This window comes from Caballeronia sp. BR00000012568055 (genome assembly GCF_029439455.1).
GTDB lineage: Bacteria > Pseudomonadota > Gammaproteobacteria > Burkholderiales > Burkholderiaceae > Caballeronia.
The window spans coordinates 1-2,652 of record NZ_JAQFVG010000092.1; the positions used below are offsets into that span (position 1 = coordinate 1).

Genomic DNA, 2,652 nt, shown 5'->3' on the forward strand with positions numbered 1-2,652 from the left:
TATCGATCTCGCCGGCGCCGCCGCAGTACGACTAGTCGGCCGCCGCGATTTGCAGACCTATCTCGACGACTACAATCAACGCATCATCGAGCAATATCAGCTGGATGGGAGCGATATATTGAGCCCAGAGCCGGCTTGAGAGTTGCCTCTGACAGTGACCACGGACGCTCGGCCACGCCTCGACCCTTTTTATGCGGCGATTCAGCGTGGATTTGATAAAGCCGCGCCCGTAAAGGCACTCAGGGCACCGGCTATGATAACGTTTTGGCCTATTTTCAAGCATTTCGCGAAGCCATGTCCGCCTATGTGAAGCCCCGCTGGTTAAGGGATCTGCTGCGCTTTTTGCCATTGAAGAGCCAGTTCGTTCTGTCCGGAAACGTTCGCGACCTCCAGGCCTGTGAGGTGGCACCCGGGGTGGTAACGGCCCAGCCTCTCGTGAACGCTCTGGCTGACAATCTCAGGGAGGCGGGTTATGCCCAGTTGGTGGTTTGGAACCCGGTGTCCGGCTTTACTGTTCCCGAAGGGCGCGTTCCTATTGTTGAGCGCGGCGATGAGACGTTAAAACGTCTCGGTCTGATGCCGGTCGGGGGTGCCGCGCCCGGCGGGGTCGATGCGCTTGCTGCTTGTCTTGAGCGCCTCACTGCTCTGACCGGGCCACCAATCGCGCTAGTCGTTGACTTCGCCTCGCGACTCGCTGTTCGGACAGAGTCTTTGAGCGCGGCGGAACACAACCTCTTCACGCGGGCGCTTGTGCTCGCGCACGCGGTCGTTGCTCGTCCGGCAGGCGAGCAACGACGTCCCTTCTTTAACACCGTGATCTGGGTCGTCGACAAGGAAGGCGACTTGCCCGATTGGCTGCTGATTGGCAACCCGCGAATCCGACATATCCCGGTATCCAAGCCCGACAGCGCCGCCCGGCGTGCGCTTTCGGGCGCACTTCTGCGCGGCGTACCAGGCTCGCAGGGAGCGTCGCCGACGACCCTCGAGGAAGCCGAGTCGGCATTCGTCGACGGAAGCGAGGGCCTGTTGCTAGCCGATATGAATGCGATCGCTACGCTCGCCAGAGTCGAAAACGTGTCCATCGAGAAAATCTCTGATGCCGTGAGGCGTTACAAGGTCGGCGTGACTGAGGATCCCTGGCTGGTGATTGGGCGCGAGAAGATACGCAACGCAGAACCCATTATCCGCAAGCGCGTAAAGGGACAAGCTCACGCGGTAACGCATATGCTGGACCTTGTCAAGCGCGCGATGACCGGCGTAGGTTCGCAACGCAAGGGCAATCGGCCACGCGGCGTCGCATTTCTCGCCGGGCCAACTGGTGTTGGAAAGACTGAGCTCGCGAAAACACTCACCGGTCTTCTGTTTGGCGACGAGAGCGCCTATATTCGCTTTGACATGTCCGAATTCAGCTCGGAGCATTCAGACCAGCGCCTCATCGGTGCGCCGCCCGGGTATGTCGGTTATGACGTTGGCGGCGAATTGACGAACGCGATTCGAGAGCGGCCGTTTAGCGTCGTGCTATTCGACGAAATCGAGAAGGCACATCCACGGATTCTCGACAAGTTCCTGCAGATTCTCGATGATGGAGTGCTCACGTCCGGTCGTGGTGACAGGGTCTACTTTTCCGAGGCATTGATCATCTTCACCTCTAATCTCGGGATCTACCGCGAAGACGAATTGGGCCAACGCGTGCCTAACGCGCTTGCCAGCGATTCCCTTGAGGAGATGGAGGAAAAGGTGCTCGGCGAGATCGAGCGACACTTCAAGTTGGTGCTCAACCGGCCGGAAATTCTGAACCGGATTGGCGAGAACATCATCGTTTTCGACTTTATTCGGGACGACGTCGCGCAAGAGATTTTCGACCAGATGGTGTGCGTTGTGCTTGAGGACATTGCATCACAAGGTATGGCCGTCGAACTCGATCAACCTTCTAGAGTGGCGCTTCAGCAACGGTGCCTCGGCGACCTCTCGAATGGCGGTCGTGGAATCCGTAACCAGATCGAGGCCCACCTTATTAATCCGCTCGCGCGAGGCCTGTTCGACCAGGACGCGAAGACGGGCGACCGCTTCCTGATTACAGGTATCTCAAGCGGTGAGCTCCAGTTGCAGAAGCTTTAGGCCATGAACATCCGTCTGTCGCGCTTGCACTTTCCCGTCAGATCGTTGGGGCCGGGGCAACGTATCGGCATATGGTTTCAAGGCTGCAGTATTCGCTGCCCGGGGTGTATCTCAGCAGATACGTGGGCCGTCACTGGCGGAGAAATTACTCTCGAACTCGTCCTAGAGCAAGTATGCGCATGGCTACCTCACGCGGACGGTTTTACCATCTCGGGTGGAGAGCCCTTTGACCAGCCGGATGCCCTCGTCGCGCTCGTCCGGGCGCTGAGCGAGATGTCTTCCGGCGACATTCTCGTCTACAGCGGTCATCCTATCGAGTCGCTCGCAGGCATTCTTGCGCAGACAGACGGTTTGATCGATGCGCTCATCACCGACCCATTTGAACTCAATGCTCCACATACGCGACCGCTGCGAGGTAGCGATAACCAGCGCTTGCATTTCCTCACGGAGCTCGGTCGGGAGAGGTTTTCGCAATATGAACGCGACCTTTGCAAGAGCGATAAGTCGCTGGATGTCATGTTTGACGAGGACGGT

Annotated in this window: 2 protein-coding genes; both read left to right on the plus strand. The window is 58.3% G+C overall.

Features of this window, described 5'->3' with window-relative positions; all coding sequences use genetic code 11:
• The first annotated feature begins 294 nt into the window (after nt 1–294).
• Nucleotides 295–2,118 (plus strand): AAA family ATPase, encoded by a 1,824-nt coding sequence (locus tag P7F28_RS05970; protein WP_306805797.1) that lies wholly within the window; start codon nt 295–297, stop codon nt 2,116–2,118.
• Nucleotides 2,119–2,121: 3 nt separating this feature from the next.
• Nucleotides 2,122–2,652 (plus strand): 4Fe-4S single cluster domain-containing protein (locus P7F28_RS05975; protein WP_277183568.1); only part of this gene is annotated, 531 nt, incomplete at its 3' end.